Below are 14,995 nucleotides of genomic sequence, written 5' to 3'. Positions count from 1 at the left end.
GTTGTAGCCGCTTTCGCGAGCAAGCCCGCTCCCACATTTTTAACCGTGCCCGCTCAAGATTGCTGGGGTTATCGATTACTCGATAAAGGTCACAACCCCACCCGCCAGGGACTTCACCCGAGCCAGGGATTCAACCCGATAACCCTGGGAGTCCAACTCCGCACGCCCACCCTGGAACGACTTCTCGATCACGATCCCCAAGCCCGCCACGGTCGCGCCGGCTTGCTTGATGATCGAGATCAGTGCCTGGGACGCCTTACCGTTGGCCAGGAAGTCATCGATGATCAGCACGCGGTCGCTGCTGGTCAGGTGGCGCGGGGAAATCGCCACGGTGCTTTCTGTTTGCTTGGTGAAGGAATATACCGTCGCCGACAGCAGGTTTTCGGTCAGGGTCAGGGACTGGTGCTTGCGGGCGAAGATCACCGGCACGCCTAGGTTCAGACCGGTCATGATCGCCGGGGCAATGCCCGAGGCTTCGATGGTGACGATCTTGGTGATGCCCGAATCCTTGAACAACGCGGCGAATTCGTCGCCGATCAGTTTCATCAGCGCCGGGTCGATCTGATGGTTCAGAAAGGCGTCGACCTTGAGTACGTGATCGGAAAGCACGATGCCTTCTTCGCGAATTTTCTTATGCAGTGCTTCCACGAAAGCTTCCTCTGTTGGCGCCCCGGGCGCCGAAAGTAGATTAAAAAGTAGTCGATTCTAGCGCTTTAACATCGCGCGTATATCCGCCAAGGCGGTGTTGCCGCGAACGGCTTTGACTTCGGTCGGTGTGTCGTCGTTGCCTTCCCAGGCCAGGTCGTCCGGCGGCAGCTCATCAAGGAACCGGCTAGGGGCACAATCGATGATCTCGCCGTACTGCTTGCGCTTGGCGGCAAAGGTGAAGGCCAGGGTCTGACGCGCGCGGGTAATGCCCACGTAGGCCAGGCGCCGTTCTTCTTCGATGGTGTCGGCTTCGATGCTGGAACGGTGGGGGAGGATTTCCTCTTCCATGCCCATGATGAACACGTAGGGAAATTCCAAGCCCTTGGAGGCATGCAAGGTCATCATCTGCACACCTTCGGCGCCGTCTTCCTCTTCCTGCTGACGTTCCAGCATGTCCCGCAGGACCAGCTTGCCGATGGCGTCCTCGACGGTCATCTCGCCTTCTTCGTCCTTCTCCAGGGTGTTTTTCAACGCCTCGATCAGGAACCACACGTTGCCCATGCGGTAATCGGCGGCCTTGTCGCTGGAGCTGTTGGTGCGCAGCCAGTTCTCGTAGTCGATGTCCATGACCATGCTGCGCAGGGCGCTGATCGGGTCTTCGCCGGAACACTGCTCGCGCACCTTGTCCATGAAGCGCTTGAAGCGTGACAGGCGATCGGTGAAGCGCGTGTCCAGGTGCTCGCCCAGGCCGATTTCGTCGGTGGCGGCGTACATCGAGATTTTGCGTTCGGTGGCGTAGTTGCCGAGCTTTTCCAGGGTCGTCGAACCGATTTCTCGGCGTGGGACGTTGATCACCCGCAGGAAGGCATTGTCGTCATCGGGGTTCACGATGAGCCGGAAGTAGGCCATCAGGTCTTTCACTTCCTGGCGTCCGAAAAAGCTGTTGCCACCCGACAAACGATAGGGAATCTGGTGGTGTTGCAGCTTCAGCTCGATCAGCTTGGCCTGGTAGTTACCGCGGTACAGGATCGCAAAGTCGCTGTAGGGCCGGTCGGTGCGCAGGTGCAACGTCAGCAATTCCACGGCCACGCGCTCGGCTTCGGCGTCTTCGTTGCGACAGCGGATCACACGGATCTCGTCGCCATGGCCCATCTCGCTCCACAGTTGTTTTTCAAACTCGTGGGGGTTGTTGGAGATCAGCACGTTGGCGCAACGCAGGATACGGCTGGTAGAGCGGTAGTTCTGCTCCAGCATCACCACTTTCAGGGACGGGTAATCGTCCTTGAGCAGCATCAGGTTTTCCGGACGGGCGCCGCGCCAGGCGTAGATCGACTGGTCATCGTCGCCTACCACGGTGAACTGGTTACGGGTGCCGATCAGCAGCTTCACCAGCAAATACTGGCTGGCGTTGGTGTCTTGATATTCGTCCACCAGCAGGTAGCGGACCTTGTTCTGCCACTTTTCGAGGATGTCGGCGTGTTCCTGGAACAGCTTTACCGGCAGCAGGATCAGGTCGTCGAAGTCCACCGCGTTGAACGCTTTCAGCGTGCGCTGATAATGGGTGTAGACGATGGCGGCGGTCTGCTCCTTGGGGTTGCGCGCGTTTTCCAGGGCTTCAGGCGGCAGGATCAGGTCGTTTTTCCAGGCGCCGATCATGTTCTTGATCTCGTCGACGCCGTCGTCGCCCGCATATTCCTTCTGCATGATGTCGGTCATCAGGGCCTTGACGTCGGTCTCGTCGAAGATCGAGAAGCCCGGCTTGTAGCCCAGCCGCACATGCTCCTTGCGGATGATATTCAGGCCCAGGTTGTGGAAGGTACACACAGTGAGGCCGCGGCCTTCGCCACCTTTGAGCAGGGTGCCGACGCGCTCTTTCATTTCCCGCGCCGCCTTGTTGGTAAAGGTCATGGCGACGATGTACTGGGCGCGGATGCCACAGCTCTGGATCAGGTGCGCGATCTTGCGGGTGATCACGCTGGTCTTGCCGGAGCCAGCACCGGCGAGCACCAATAGAGGGCCGCCGACGTAGTTCACGGCTTCTTGCTGCCGGGGATTGAGTCGGGACATACGAAATTTCGGGAGTCATTGATCAAAAGGGCGGGCATTTTAACAGGCTGGAAAGATTCTGCTGCCTCTGAACGACAGTGTGACGTACCACTCGATCTAAATTTGCCGGTTTTGTTACTTTGCCGCAGGATGTACGCAGTATTTGGGTCTATTGTTCGATCTAGAGCCGCACTGCACGTACCTGATAATCAATATCATTGGTCATTGTCAGGCCGCACGTCATAATGCCCGCCGCCAACGAAATTTTGCAGAGTCTAGGGAGCTAGCTTGTCTACGCCTGTCGAACCCTTGCGTTTGCTGCTACTGGCCGATACGCCTACGTGGGCAGCGTTATTGCGCGAGTGCCTGGTGCCGATGGGGGATGCTGCTGTCCTGATCAGTGCGCCAAACTGGGAGTCTGTGAGCAGTCTGTTCGACGACGATCACAGCGCGGTGTTGTTGACCATTCCCAGCCTTCAACCCGGTCCCGGCCGTTGCAGCCTGCCGACCGTCTTGCTGTTGGAACAGGAACCACTGGTCACGCCGTTGGGCGTCAGCGATTGGTTGATCCGTAATGCATTGGATATCGATACATTGCGCCGCTGCCTGCGCCATGTCCGCGAGCGTGGGTTGCTGGAAAACACTTTACAGCGCCTGGCTGAACAAGACCCGTTGACCGGGATTGCCAATCGCCAGGGTTTCCAGACCCTGCTGGCCGCGCGCCTGGCTGAAAATGAAGGCCGAGGCCTGGCCCTCGGGCATCTGGACCTGGACAACTTCCGCCATGCCAACGACGCCCTCGGCCACCAGGCCGGCGACCGGCTGATCCTGCAAGTGGTCTCGCGGCTAAAAAGCCAGCTTGAGGCAGGGGACCAACTGGCACGCCTGGGCAGTGACGAATTCGCCTTGCTGATCGACACCCGCCGAGCGCCCCAACGCGCCGAATGGATGGCCGAGCGCATCACCGAGGCCATGGCCGAGCCTTATTGGGTCGACGGTGAAAGCCTGTTGATCGGTTGCAGCCTCGGTGTGGCTCACGCCCGGGCCAAGGCTGGCGCCGACCCGCTGATGTGGCACGCCCACATCGCCATGCAGCAAGCCAAAAGCACTCAGGGCTGCACCTTTCACATCTTCAACGAACGCATCAACCGCAACGCCCGCAGCCTCGCTGACCTGGAAAGCGAGCTGCGCCGGGCGTTGCGCCGCGACGAGCTGGAACTGCATTACCAGCCACGGCTGGATCTGGACGACGGCCATATCGTCGGCCTGGAGGCTCTGGTGCGCTGGCGTCACGGTGAGCGCGGGCTGCTGCCGCCCAGTGAGTTCGTGCCGTTGGCCGAGCAGAGTGGCTTGATCGTGCCGCTGGGCTACTGGGTGATCTCCCGGGCCCTGCGGGACATGCAAGCCCTGCGCGAACGAGGGCTGGCACCGCTGCACATGGCGGTCAACCTGTCGTTTCGCCAGTTCCAGGACAGCCAGTTGCTCACCACCCTCAGCCGGCTGATTGCCGAGCGGGGCGTAGAAGCGCAATGGCTGGAGTTTGAACTGACGGAAACCGCCGTGATGCGTCGCAGCGACCTGGTCAAGCAGACCATGGATGCCCTCGGCCGCCTCGGTGTGCGTTTCTCCCTGGATGACTTCGGCACCGGCTTCTCATCGTTCGTGCACTTGAACAGCCTGCCGATTGCCTTGCTGAAGATCGACAAGAGCTTCGTCGGTGGCATGGAAGAGCGCGAAGAGAACCGCAAGCTGGTGCACGCCATGATCAACCTGGCCCACAACCTAAACCTGGAAGTGGTAGCTGAAGGCGTGGAAACCCCGGAGCAGTTGGCGTTGCTGAGATTGTTTGGCTGCGATCAGGCCCAGGGATACCTGATCAGCAAGCCGTTGCCGTTGGCGGAACTGGTGGAGTACCTGACGTTTGGCGGCAGCCAGGAAGCGTTACTGGGTTAAGTGATTCAGCTTTGTGAACCCCATCAAATGTGGGAGCGGGCTTGCTCGCGAAAGCGGTGGGTCAGCCAAGTATCTGGTGACTGACACTACGTATTCGCGAGCAAGCCCGCTCCCACACTGACCGAGTACTTTCGTTAATCCGGCTGTGCCGCTTGGAATGAGCCTTGTGCGTCAGGCTCCGCACCTTCGCGTCGAATCATCCGCTTCATCTTCACTTCAAACGCCCAGGTCAGGCTCACTGCGGCGCATGCAAGGCCCAGGGCCAGGCCCCACCACACGCCGGTCGGCCCCCAGCCCAGGGTGAAAGCCATCAACCAGGCTGACGGCGCGCCGATCAACCAGTAGCATCCCAATCCCACCAGGAACGTGGTCTTGGCGTCCTTGAGCCCACGAATACAGCCCATGGCGATGGTTTGCACACCGTCGAACAGCTCAAACCAGGCCGCCACTGCCAACAGGCTGACTGCCAGGCTGATGACGTCGCGAAAGGCCGGGTCGTTATGATCCAGGAACAACCCGATCAACTGGTTCGACAGCAACCAGAACACCATGGCAAATCCCAGCATCATCACCGCACCAAAGACGATCCCGACCCGCCCGGCCATGCGCGCATCGAGCAATTGCCCGGCGCCGTACTGCTGGCCGATCCGCATCGTGATCGCATACGACAACCCTGCCGGCACCATGAACGCTACCGAGACGATTTGCAGGGCGATCTGGTGCGCAGCCAACTGCGTGCTACCCATGGTGCCCATGCACAGCGCGGCAAAGGCAAACAACCCGACCTCCACCGCGTAGGTGCCGCCAATCGGCAGGCCCAGACGCCACAGTTCCCGCAGGTACTGGCGGTTGGGGCGCGACAGGCCCTTACGCAGTGGGTAAGCGTCATACGCTCGGTTGTGGCGGATGTACCACATCAGCGCTAGCGCCATGCCATTGGCGACAATGGCGGTCACCAAGCCAATGCCCATCAGCCCCAGTTTCGGTAGGCCGAACATGCCTTCGATCAAAGCGTGGTTGAGCAGGTAATTAAGCACGGTGCCGCCCAGGCTGATGACCATCACGGGCGTTGCCTTGCCGATGGCGCTGGTGAAGCCGCGCAGGGCCATGAACGTCAGGTAACCGGGCAGCGCGAACGGCAGGATCGTCAGGAACTGGCCGGCCGAATGCACGTTGGTTTCGGTCTGGCCGAACATCAGCAGCACCGGCTTGAGGTTCCACAGCAGCAAGCCGGCCGCCAGCGCCATCAGCCAGGCCAGCCAGAGCCCGGCTTGGGTCAGCCGGGTGGCACCTTCAATGTCGCCGGCACCCTGGCGGATGCTGACTAGCGTACCGACGGCGGCAATCACGCCGATACAGAAAATCGACACGAACGAATAGCTTGCCGCTCCCAGGCCCCCACCGGCCAGGGCTTCGGGGCTCAGGCGGGCCATCATCAGGGTGTCAGTCAGCACCATCAGCATGTGGGCCAACTGTGAGGCAATCAACGGCCCTGCCAGCCGCAGAATGGCCCAGAGTTCGCTACGTACCGGATGCTGCATGATCATCACGCTCAAAAAAGTCAGGGAGTGGGGGAAGGGTCGATTCTCGGCGCTCTCAGTGCATTACACAAAGGGATAAAAGCGATCGTTTGCATGATTAAAACTCATGCGTCAGTGATTCTGGTAGGGTTTCGATATTGCGCCGTCGGAGCTTTCCTCATGTCTCGTCGTCTTCCTCCGCTTTACGCCTTGCGGGCGTTTGAAGCGGCTTCCAGGCATAACTCCTTCACCCGGGCGGCGGAGGAGTTGTCGATCACCCAAAGTGCGGTCAGCCGGCACATTCGCACCCTCGAAGAGCATTTCGCATGCCGTCTGTTCCAGCGCAACGGCCGCACCTTGCAGCTTACGGAGGCGGCGCGGTTGCTGCTGCCCGGCGTGCGCGAAGGCTTCGCCGCGCTGGAACGCGCCTGCCATACCTTGAACGCCGAAGATGACATCCTGCGCATGAAGGCGCCGTCCACCCTGACCATGCGCTGGTTGCTGGCGCGGCTCAGCCGGTTCCGGCATTTGCAGCCGGGCAATGAAGTGCAATTGACCAGCGCCTGGATGAGCATCGATGAAGTGGACTTCAATCAGGAGCCCTTCGACTGTGCGGTGCTGCTGAGCAACGGCCATTTTCCACCGGATTGGGAGGCCAGCTATCTGTTCCCGGAGCTGCTGATTCCGGTAGGCGCGCCAAACCTGCTGAATGACGGGCCCTGGGATGCCGCGCGGTTGGCGTCCGCCGAGCTGCTGCACCCGACGCCGGACCGCCGTGACTGGCGCAACTGGCTGGAGCGCATGGGGCTGTCGTCGCAGGTATCGCTCAAGGGCGGGCAGGTGTTCGATACGCTGGAGTTGGGCATGATCGCTGCCGCTCGGGGTTACGGCGTGTCCATGGGCGATCTGCTGATGGTGGCCGAAGATGTGGCGCAGGGTCGGCTGAGTCTGCCTTGGCCCACTGCGGTTGCCAGCGGGGAAAATTATTACCTGGTATGGCCGAAAACCCGACCTGGCGGTGAACGCTTGCGCCGGCTTGCTGACTTTCTTCAGGGCGAGGTCCAGGCCATGGAGCTGCCTCAGGTCGAGCGTCTCGACTGAATCGATGTAGCGCCCGCAAACAATGCGTTTGAGCGATACCCCTGCGGATCGCTCAAGTATTTAGGGTGGCCGCCGAAGTAGGTGTATCGGAGCCACCCTGCAGGGGCGGCTCAGTGTGTCCCCTATTAGAAATTTCGCCGAGCCGCGCTACGAGATCAGGATGATCCGGTCCCTCGGCCAGGAGCTGTCATGTCTCAACCTCGCGCCCGGATCGCCTCCCAATTGGGCCTTGCCTTAGCGGTGATACTGGCTGTCGTGATCAGCGGCAGTACCGTTTTTGCCTTGCGTTCGCTGGATTCCGCCAACCTCGACACCCGGGAAGAACACCTGGCCAGCGAGGCGCGGTTGCTGGCTGACCAACTCAATACCTTCCACAGCACCTTGCGCGAGAGTACCCAGCGTCTGAGCGGGCTGTTTGAAAAACGCTTCGGCGCCGGGTTGAGCGTGCGACCTGACCAGTCGGTGACCGTCGCCGGTGTACAGACACCGGGCCTGTACTTGGGCAGCGAAGTCCTCAACAACAATTTCGATGAAGTCGACAACTTCAAGCAAATGTCCGGCGGCGTGGCGACGGTGTTTGTGCGCAGTGGCGAGGATTTTATCCGTGTCAGTACTTCCCTGACTAAACAGGATGGCAGCCGTGCCATTGGTACGGTTCTGGACCATCAGCATCCGGCCTATCAGCGCCTGCTCGCCGGGCAGAGCTATGTGGGCCGGGCGGTCTTGTTCGAACGCTCCTACATGACCCAGTACAGCCCGGTGCGTGATGCCGGTGGCAAGGTGATTGCCGTGTTGTTTATCGGCTTCGATTACACCGATGCGCAGAATGCCCAGTTCGATAACCTCAAGCGCTTCCGTATTGGCCAGACCGGCTCCCTGGCGTTGTTGGATGAGCAGCAACATTGGCTGGTGCCTCCGGCGGGTGTGCAAGCGCTGGCTCAATCGGTTGCGGTCATGCTCGACTTGGCCAAGACGCCGGGTAAAGGTCGTTTCTGGAGCGACAAGAACGAAGACTTCTACAGCGTTTCGGTGCCCTTTGAAGGCGGCCCGTGGTCGGTCGTCGCCAGTATGCCGAAGGCCGAAATCCGTGCCGTCACCTGGGCGGTGGGTATTCGTTTGGTGATCGGCAGCGTGCTGGCGATGTTGCTGGCGGTGGGCGCCGCCGTCTGGTTGCTGCGCAGCAAGTTGCAGCCGTTGGGGGATCTGGTGCGCCAGGCTGAAGCCCTGGGTGCCGGGGACTTGAGTGCACGCCTGAACGTGTCCAGCCATGACGAGATCGGCCAGTTGGCCCGCAGTTTCAACCAGATGGGCGAAGCGCTGTCGACCATGGTCTCGCACATTCGCAAGGCGGCCGAAGAGGTTAACAGCCGCGCCCAGGCATTGTCGGGTCTGTCCGGCGGAGCTTATGAAGGCATGGAGCAACAATCCGGCGAGATCACCAGCATGGCTGGCGCGGTGGAGGAGTTCAGCGCCACCTCGTTGAATATCGCCGACAACATGGGCAATACCGAACGCCTGGCCCAGGACAATGCCCAGCAAACCCGCATTGGGCGTACCTCGATGCAAGAGGCGTCGTCGTCCCTTGAACACATCGCTACGGCGCTGAACAGTACGGCGGTGGTGATCAATACGTTGGGGCAGCGCTCCCAGGAAATTGGCGGGATAGTCGGGGTGATCACCTCGATTGCCGACCAGACCAACCTGTTGGCGCTCAACGCGGCTATCGAGGCTGCCCGCGCGGGTGAGCAGGGCCGTGGCTTTGCGGTGGTGGCGGATGAAGTACGCAATTTGGCATCGCGGACCCGTCAGGCTACCGACGAAATTTCCGGGATGATCCATAGCATTCAGCAGGAGACCGGCAACGCCATCAGCACCATGGAGCAGGGCAACCTGCTGATGCAGGAAGGCCTGTCACGCAACGCCGACGTGGCGTCGGCGCTGGCGCGAATCGACGAGCAAAGCCGCTCGGCGGGCCAGCAGTTTGCGGCGATTACCACGGCGACCCAGGAGCAAAGCAGCACAGCCACCTTGCTCAGCAGCAACCTGCAGAGTATTGCCCTGGCCAACAGCGAGCAGCGGGAAGTGGTGTCGAACCTGGCGATTACCGCCAAGGAACTTGAGACCTTGGCGGCAGGTTTGCGGCAGGAAGTGGATCGGTTTCGCTGATGGCCCCCATCGCAGCCTCGTACCTCGGCAGCGGCTACAGAGAGCCAAGCCCCGGATCTACCCGCTTGCCAATGTCCTTGAGGCGCGCCAGTTGATCGACCATTCCTGGCGCTTCGTCCATGCTGGTGACGAAGGTCCACAGGTAGGTCATCACCGCATACACGTGGCCGGCCTTGACCGCTGGCGACAGCGCCAATTGGCTGATGGCAACCACAAACAACAGCGCCGCCAGCGTGCCGAGAAACAGGTACGCCGCAGCCTCGCGATCTGACAACCAGATCCGCAGGCGTGACAACACATGGTAGTGGCGCTGCAAGGTCGGCGCCCCAACCTTTTCCACCAGGCCGATTTCTTTCTCCAGGCGGTCATTCAGGCGCTCATGCAGTTCCTGATTGCGTTGGGCAAAGCGTGGCAATAACGCGACGCACAGCACCAGTGCAGCCAGGCACGCGAGGCCGACCCACGGCTCAATCACGATCAACATCACCGCCGCGCCAATAATCGACACCAGCGCCGTGGCCATGATCGGCACGTGTTTTTCAAAGAAGTCGACAAACTCCCGCGCGAGTACCACCCGTGCCGCCGCCTTTGATGTGCTGTGGTTTTGCAGGCGCTGGTTGAGAATCACCGGCACCGCAAGGTCGGCGTAGATCCGTGTGAAGGTGCGGGTATCCAGCGCCCGCCGCGCGGCCCCGACCACCCAGAACGCCATGACCACGGCGGCGTAGAACAGTGCACTGGTGGCGTCACCCCGGATAATTGAATCCACTGCGAACCCGGCAAACAGCGGGTAGGCCAGCAGCAATGCGTTCTCCAACGCCACCAGTGACAAGGTGCAGAACAGCTTGCCGGGATAGGCTTTGGCAATCGCCTTGAGCGTCTGGCTGGCGGATTGTTGGCCGATTTTCTTGCTTTCTTCGATCAGGATTTGCGGTGTTGCGGATGGCATGGGGTTCACCGAAGGAGTGATAAGCGCTAGTATTGAGCGACTGCTCAAGTATCCTTGAGCGATCGCTCAAAAAGCAAGCGCCGCTTATCTGCCGGTGCCTGAAGGAAAAGCCTGATGTCGCGTATCGACCGTAAAGACCAGATCATCGCCGCCGCCCTGGAGCTGTTTCGCAGCAAGGGTTTCGCTGATGTTTCCACCCGCGACCTGGCAGAGCACGCCGGGCTGTCCCGCAGCCATGTCTACCACTACTTCAGCGACTGGAAAGAATTGCGCCGCGAAGCGTTTGTGCGGTTTGCCAATGAGCAATTGGATGAAGTGCGTGCGCCCTTGGCGGACGCGTCGCCTCTCGATGCACTGCTGGGGTTCTTGCACGATTGCTTGCCTAGCACTGCCGACGCCGGTTGGGCGTTGTGGTTGGATGCCTGGGACGAGGCGATGCACGACCCGGAATTGGCCCAGGCGTATCTGGAGATCAACGCCCAATGGCAAGCCATGCTTGCCGAGGTGATCGAGCGCGGTGTTGCCGCCGGGGTATTCCGTTGCGACTCGCCCACACGCGCCGCCCGCCAGCTGTTTGCCGTCACGATGGGGTATGCCGATGACCTGTTGCTTAAACCTTCTACTGAATCAGCAGAAGCGGTGCTGGATGAGGTGATGGAAGTGGCAACGCTGCTTCTGGATTTGCCCAGGGACCTTTAGCCTGCCGCGGCTGGACGGTACTGCAACGCTTCCGCCAAATGGTGGCGTGCAATACCTTCTACTTGCTCCAGGTCCGCCAGGGTGCGCGCCACCTTGAGTAACCGATGCGCCGCCCGCAGCGACAAGGTCAACCGCTCGCAGGCGGTTTCCAGCCAGCCTTCATCGACCTTCGACAGCGAGCAGTGCTTGCGTAGCCCCGGCAGGTCGAGAAAGGCGTTGGCGCAACCCTGGCGCTGTTGCTGGCGATCTCTGGCCTGGGCGACGAGGGCGGAAGCGCTGGCAGTGTCGTCGCCGGTTTGTGGGCCGGGGTTCAGAGCGGTGCTTTCCCGCGCAACGGTGACGTGCAGGTCAATCCGGTCCAGCAAGGGGCCCGAGAGTTTGTTGCGATAGCGCTGGATCTGTTCCGACGTGCAACGACAGCGCCCGCTCGGCTCGCCCATGTAGCCGCAAGGGCAAGGATTCATTGCCGCCACCAGTTGAAAGCGCGCCGGGAAACTCACCCGATCGCGGGCGCGGGCGATCACGATATGGCCTGACTCCAGCGGCTCACGCAGCACTTCCAGCACCTTGCGATCAAACTCGGGCAGTTCGTCGAGAAACAATACGCCGTGATGGGCGAGGGTGATCTCTCCCGGCTGTGGTTTTGAGCCGCCGCCCACCAACGCCGGTCCTGAGGCCGAATGGTGCGGCTGGCGAAACGGCCGGTGCGGCCAATGGCTCAGCGGCGCCAGGCTGACCACCGACTGAATCGCTGCCACCTCCAGCGCTTCCTGTTCACTCAAGGGTGGCAGCAATCCCGGCAGACGGCTGGCCAGCAAGGTTTTACCGGTGCCTGGAGGCCCGCTGAGCAGCAGGTTGTGGGCGCCTGCAGCGGCAATCAGCAGCGCTCGCTTGGCCGCCTGTTGTCCCTGCACTTCACTCAAGTCGGGGTAGGGTTTGTTGAGGTACATCAACCCACTGGAAACAAACGGCTCAATCGGCACCTGCCCGTTCAGGTGCGCAACCACTTGCAGCAGATGGTCCACCGCGATCACCTTCAGGCCTGACGCGAGGCACGCTTCCTCGGCATTCGCTCTCGGCACTATCAAGGTGCGCCCGGCCTTGCGCGCGGCCAACGCTGCGGGCAGCACGCCTTTCACTGCGCGTACTTCGCCAGACAGCGCCAGTTCGCCAAGGCACTCCACATCATCGAGCATCAGCGCCGGCACCTGCACACTGGCCGCGAGAATCCCCAAGGCAATCGCCAAATCAAAACGCCCGCCGTCCTTGGGCAGGTCGGCGGGCGCGAGGTTGAGGGTGATGCGGCGGGCGGGGTATTGCAGCGCGCAGTTGAGAATGGCGCTACGCACGCGGTCTTTGCTTTCCTTGACCGCTGTTTCCGGCAAACCCACCAGCGTCAGGGACGGCAAGCCGTTGGCCATATGCACCTCGACAGTGACGGCGGGCGCTTCAACGCCAATCTGGGCGCGGCTGTGGACGATGGCGAGGGACATGCTCGTTCCTTGAGTGAAGGGCCGCTTCCTGCGGTTGTTCAAAGGTAGTCGAGTGATCGAGAGTGCGAGTTATCAGACTTTTACAGGACGTATCACCGCGCAAATGCGCCGGGGTACTTATCCAGGTAGGCGTCGTTGAGCTGCGTATCCTTGGACCGCATGAACGTTCGGAAATCGGGGATCAGGAAAACCAGCAGCGACAACATCAACACCATGGCCCCCAGCCCAGTAATGGTCAGTGCAACCCCCAGGCCTGCGATCAGACTGCTCATGGCGAAACTGCCCAGCGGGCTGGCCGCCGCAGACAGGAAGGAAACCGTGGCAAAGATCCGATTGCGGTGGCTTTTGGGTGTCGCCAGCAACCTCACGGCGGAGGTCGGAATGTTGATCAGCATCAGGCCGATGCCACCGCAAAAAAAGGCCAGGGGCACGATGATCATTGATGAAAATGTGCCGGCCACCAGCAGGTTGCCTCCCAGCAGTGCAAAACCTGCGGACACACAGAGGTCACGGGGGACTCTGTCGGCTAACCAGCCGATGATCGTGTAGCTGCCTGCCAGGATGCCCAACCCGAAGCTTGAATCCAGAAGGCCGAGGTAAGTGACCGGGTACTGGAGGACATTCTTCACGTACAGGGGCAGCAGAATGGTGAAGAACGGGAACAGGGCAAAGTTGACCAGCATTGCAATGATGGCCAGGTAAAACTCGACTTTCACGCCGTAAACAGCCTTGAACCCCGAGTAGATCATCCTGAAGCCGTTGGTTGCCGGGACGTTTTCGTTCGTCGTAGCGGTGCCGAGGCGGCTCGGAATAGTCGTGATCAACAGACCTGCGGCCAGCAACGCAAAAAGGTCAGCGATAAAGGCGAGTGTGGTTCCGAACCCGTAGATCAACGCGCTGGCCAACACCGGCCCCAGCAGATTGGAAACTGACGACATCATGCTTTTGGTACGAAAGGCCAGGGAGACCTTATCGTCACCTGCGAACAAAGGAATGATCGACGACTGAAGAGGGTCACGTACGCCTGCGATGGCGCTGCTGACCATCATCAGTGCACCAACAGCCCAAGGGTTGAACGATTGCGAGGCGGCCAGCAGCACCATCAACAGCGCCGTCAGCAGGCCACCCAGTGAGGTCAGTTTGAGGAGAAGGATCTTGTTGTACTTGTCCCCAAGCCATCCCAACAGAGGTCTGGCCAACACTTCTGCCGCAATGGAGCAGGCAATCATGTTGGCGAAGTAGAGGGCAGAGCCGGTTTCCTGCAAGGCCCACCAGGCCACCGCGAGTTGGTTGCAACGGCCACCGAGTACTACCAGCAAAAAGCTGAATTGGACTCTCAGCAGGCGCCGGTCGATGGCGGGAAAACCCAACACGGGTCGAGATGTGCCCGTTATTCTCCTGTGGGCGTCAACCGCGCTTCCAGCTCCGCCACCTTGGCTTCAAGGCTCTCCAACCGCGCACGAGTGCGCGCCAACACCACCATCTGGCTATCAAATTCTTCCCGGCTCACCAGGTCCAGTTTGCTGAAACCACTTTGCAGCAGCGCCTTGAACTGGCTTTCGATTTCATTGCGGGGTAGCGGGGTGTCGCCGCTGAACAGGCGGGAAGCGTGGCCACTCAGGGCGTCGAGGAGGTCTTTGGGCGCGAGCATGGGAAATAGTCCGGAATAACGGTTGGCCGGCAGTGTATCACGCAGCGTCTATAGTCTTTTCCAGGGCGGGCGACGCACGCTTTTCGCGCATGAGGCCGGGCGCCTGCGCACTGTTTTCGTGCGTATCGCCGCAGCCGTTGAGCCCCGTAGGTGGGCGTGAATGGGCAAAGGACTGATTTCAGTGATTTTTACGGAGCTGGCAAGGTTTCTGCTTAGACGATCATGACCCATGCACTGATGCAGTCGCTGTGACGAATGCAGTGCGCCTTTGGTCCGGAGTACAGCTTGCGTCACCAGTGGTTAGCTCGCGTCGCAATGGCATTTGTCAGGGCGACGAAGCGTTACAAAGCCAGGCACTGCGCTTAGACTTGAGACGGGTTTGTTTTCCTGGGGCAAGTCCACCAATTCGGGAGAGAGTTTTCATGAAGCTAGTCACTGCCATCATCAAGCCGTTCAAGTTGGACGATGTACGCGAGTCACTGTCCGAGATCGGCGTGCAGGGCATTACCGTTACTGAGGTCAAAGGCTTCGGTCGGCAGAAGGGTCATACCGAGCTGTATCGCGGCGCGGAATACGTGGTCGATTTCCTGCCAAAGGTGAAGATTGATGTCGCCATTGACGACAAGGATCTTGACCGGGTTATCGAAGCGATAACCAAGGCCGCCAACACCGGCAAGATCGGTGACGGCAAGATCTTCGTGGTCAATCTGGAACAGGCTATTCGCATCCGTACCGGCGAAACCGATACCGACGCAATCTAAGCCGCCAA

General features: G+C 60.4%; 12 protein-coding genes. 5 read left to right on the top strand and 7 right to left on the bottom strand.

The features are described 5' to 3' along the window. Positions 1-75 precede the first annotated feature (75 nt). A complete protein-coding gene (locus HKK55_RS24610; RefSeq protein ID WP_169356975.1) occupies positions 76-648 on the bottom strand; it encodes a xanthine phosphoribosyltransferase in 573 nt (190 codons plus the stop codon). Between the two features lie 57 nt (positions 649-705). Further along, positions 706-2,715, bottom strand: a complete 2,010-nt coding sequence (rep, locus tag HKK55_RS24605) for a DNA helicase Rep (protein WP_169356974.1) — start codon at positions 2,713-2,715, stop codon at positions 706-708. Positions 2,716-2,982: 267 nt separating this feature from the next. Between rep and HKK55_RS24600 the strand changes: the two genes are divergently transcribed. Next, positions 2,983-4,647, top strand: a complete 1,665-nt coding sequence (locus tag HKK55_RS24600) for a bifunctional diguanylate cyclase/phosphodiesterase (protein ID WP_169356973.1) — start codon at positions 2,983-2,985, stop codon at positions 4,645-4,647. Between the two features lie 134 nt (positions 4,648-4,781). Here HKK55_RS24600 and HKK55_RS24595 read toward each other — a convergent pair whose 3' ends face one another. Continuing rightward, positions 4,782-6,194: a NorM family multidrug efflux MATE transporter gene (locus HKK55_RS24595; protein WP_169356972.1), complete on the bottom strand. Its 1,413-nt coding sequence runs from the start codon at positions 6,192-6,194 to the stop codon at positions 4,782-4,784. Positions 6,195-6,347: 153 nt separating this feature from the next. Here HKK55_RS24595 and HKK55_RS24590 point away from each other — a divergent pair, with 153 nt between their 5' ends. Continuing rightward, a complete protein-coding gene (locus HKK55_RS24590; RefSeq protein ID WP_169356971.1) occupies positions 6,348-7,268 on the top strand; it encodes a LysR substrate-binding domain-containing protein in 921 nt (306 codons plus the stop codon). A 189-nt stretch (positions 7,269-7,457) separates the two neighbouring features. Next, positions 7,458-9,434: a methyl-accepting chemotaxis protein gene (locus tag HKK55_RS24585; RefSeq protein ID WP_169356970.1), complete on the top strand. Its 1,977-nt coding sequence runs from the start codon at positions 7,458-7,460 to the stop codon at positions 9,432-9,434. 34 nt (positions 9,435-9,468) lie between these two features. On the opposite strand, the gene HKK55_RS24580 is transcribed toward HKK55_RS24585, so the two are convergent. Further along, complete coding sequence (locus HKK55_RS24580) at positions 9,469-10,383, bottom strand: ABC transporter six-transmembrane domain-containing protein (protein WP_169356969.1); 915 nt, start codon at positions 10,381-10,383, stop codon at positions 9,469-9,471. Positions 10,384-10,497: 114 nt separating this feature from the next. Here HKK55_RS24580 and HKK55_RS24575 point away from each other — a divergent pair, with 114 nt between their 5' ends. Beyond that, a complete protein-coding gene (locus HKK55_RS24575; protein WP_169356968.1) occupies positions 10,498-11,082 on the top strand; it encodes a TetR/AcrR family transcriptional regulator in 585 nt (194 codons plus the stop codon). Here HKK55_RS24575 and HKK55_RS24570 read toward each other — a convergent pair. The 3 genes from HKK55_RS24570 to HKK55_RS24560 form a co-directional block, all read right to left on the bottom strand. After that, on the bottom strand, positions 11,079-12,575 hold the full coding sequence (locus HKK55_RS24570) for a YifB family Mg chelatase-like AAA ATPase (protein ID WP_169356967.1): 1,497 nt from the start codon (positions 12,573-12,575) through the stop codon (positions 11,079-11,081). The genes HKK55_RS24575 and HKK55_RS24570 overlap by 4 nt on opposite strands. Positions 12,576-12,667: 92 nt before the next feature. Beyond that, a complete protein-coding gene (locus HKK55_RS24565; protein ID WP_237151293.1) occupies positions 12,668-13,948 on the bottom strand; it encodes an MFS transporter in 1,281 nt (426 codons plus the stop codon). 17 nt (positions 13,949-13,965) lie between these two features. Further along, on the bottom strand, positions 13,966-14,226 hold the full coding sequence (locus HKK55_RS24560; RefSeq protein ID WP_169356966.1) for an accessory factor UbiK family protein: 261 nt from the start codon (positions 14,224-14,226) through the stop codon (positions 13,966-13,968). A 422-nt stretch (positions 14,227-14,648) separates the two neighbouring features. Here HKK55_RS24560 and glnK point away from each other — a divergent pair, with 422 nt between their 5' ends. After that, positions 14,649-14,987 carry a P-II family nitrogen regulator gene (gene glnK, locus HKK55_RS24555; protein WP_002555808.1) on the top strand — a complete coding sequence of 113 codons (339 nt, stop codon included), beginning with the start codon at positions 14,649-14,651 and terminating at the stop codon, positions 14,985-14,987. Positions 14,988-14,995 lie beyond the last annotated feature (8 nt).

Source organism: Pseudomonas sp. ADAK18 (genome assembly GCF_012935695.1).
Taxonomy (GTDB): domain Bacteria; phylum Pseudomonadota; class Gammaproteobacteria; order Pseudomonadales; family Pseudomonadaceae; genus Aquipseudomonas.
This window is presented reverse-complemented; position numbering and strand designations above follow the sequence as displayed.